Genomic DNA, 1,699 nt, shown 5'->3' with positions numbered 1-1,699 from the left:
ACCAGCCGCACGTGCGTTGGACGGTTGCAGCGGGAATGTCGACCACGCCTTCACCGCTGCAGCGCTCTGTTTGCCACTCTGTTCTGCGGTCCGCCCTGCGGGGCGTATCAGTTACCTAAGCGTCGTATAACGGGTACGTGCGTCGAATTTACTTCGTATTGTGCGCCGGTGCGTCAATGCAGCGAGCTACATAGCGCGAGACCGCACTTCTGCTTGTCTTAAGCCTTTCAGGATGGTCCGGATCTCGCGTGACGTCAAAAACCAAAAAACTTCTTATGTCAATCTTGACCCATCCGATCGTCACTTCGCCATCCAAATTATCAGGGTTGTTCGAAGCAACATATAAGCGCACGTTGTAGAAGCTTCCGTCCAAATCATCCAGCGCTGTCATAATTTTTTGCCTTTCGAACACAGCATGTCGAAGAGATGGAACGATCAATTCCTGTAGTTGATGGCCACAGCGATCGACGGGTTTAGCGAACACGTCTTGCGTCAACAAAGCAACACATAGAAGAATAACTTTCAATGCTTGGAGAAACATACGAGCCCCCTTATTTTAATGAGTTGACAATCTTGGGAGTAATCTGAGCAAGAGTTTGCCTATAAAGTTGCTGAGCTGCGGCGTCCGTAGAATACCAACGTGCATAGTTTCCGCCGTATGCCACGATATATTTTGCTTTGAACTCCATACCAATGGTGACCGACGACACTACGACGAACTCCTTTTTTTATTCGTGACTTGAGCATTGCCTCCGGCACCGCTAAGCCCAGCACCTTCGAATGCGCTCCAAACGCCAGTTGGCGGCTCGGTGTAGAACGACTCGCTCCAGCCGTAGAACGGTGGACCACCATGAACCTCCATTCCACCGGTCCCGCAGCGACGAAATTGCATCGATTGGAAATGGCGCGTCTCTGTCCGATACATTCGTTCAACGACTTCCGCGATCTCACGCCCATACTTATCCAAAATATGGCGTAGCGCTCGCTTCGCATCTTCCTCCGTAAAGTCGTTTTGTTCAGAATCACGAGACGGTCCAGTCTGCATAAAATTCCCCACAATCCCAATGGGATGCAAATGCCAAGCGATGGGTTCCTGTGGAAAGCCTTTGACCGCTTCCGCGACCTTATCCCACCACAGCAGCTTCTGAATCCGCTCCAGTTCACCTTGCCAGATGTACTGCCCATCGCCCATCAATGACGACAGCGCATCCCACTTGCTCATACTGCCGCCCCATTCGCTCTCGTAGCGCACCGAAACGTGCGACAGCGCGCTCGCCAGCCACCTCGTCTTCAGCGCCTCGCGCAATTCCTTGGCAGTGACTTTTCCGTTGTTGTCGCCTTGTAGGTCGACTGCTTTTTCGAGCTTCCCAATGAATTCTCCCTTATTGATCGAGGCTGCAACGACACTGAATTCCTCAGCCTCTCCATCGAATAGCTGATCGGTCACGAACAAAAAGCGCTTGAACATGTTCAGCGGCGTAATGCTCGAGCTATCAATCAACTCGAAGCCCGGCCATGACCATGGACTCTGCCACTCCGTATTCGGATGATCTTTCTCGCACAGCCAACCCCAAGAAGTGCGCCCATTCGCGTCGCCCACGGCCACGTTCCACCACTGCACGCCCGCGTCGTCCCGCGCCGCACCGCTTTGCATCTGCTCCAACGCTGCGCGCGGGATCACCTGCGCGAATGTCGTACC

1 protein-coding gene and 1 pseudogene are annotated in these 1,699 nt (G+C 53.3%); both read right to left on the bottom strand.

The window, feature by feature from the left end:
- Positions 1-148: 148 nt before the first annotated feature.
- Complete coding sequence (locus tag AWB75_RS37550) at positions 149-541, bottom strand: hypothetical protein (protein WP_143746703.1); 393 nt, start codon at positions 539-541, stop codon at positions 149-151.
- 168 nt (positions 542-709) lie between these two features.
- Positions 710-1,699: pseudogene (locus AWB75_RS37970) on the bottom strand (hypothetical protein); the annotation flags it as partial.

Origin of the sequence: Caballeronia catudaia, from assembly GCF_001544755.2 — a bacterium.
In the GTDB taxonomy this organism is placed as follows: domain Bacteria; phylum Pseudomonadota; class Gammaproteobacteria; order Burkholderiales; family Burkholderiaceae; genus Caballeronia; species Caballeronia catudaia.
This window is presented reverse-complemented; position numbering and strand designations above follow the sequence as displayed.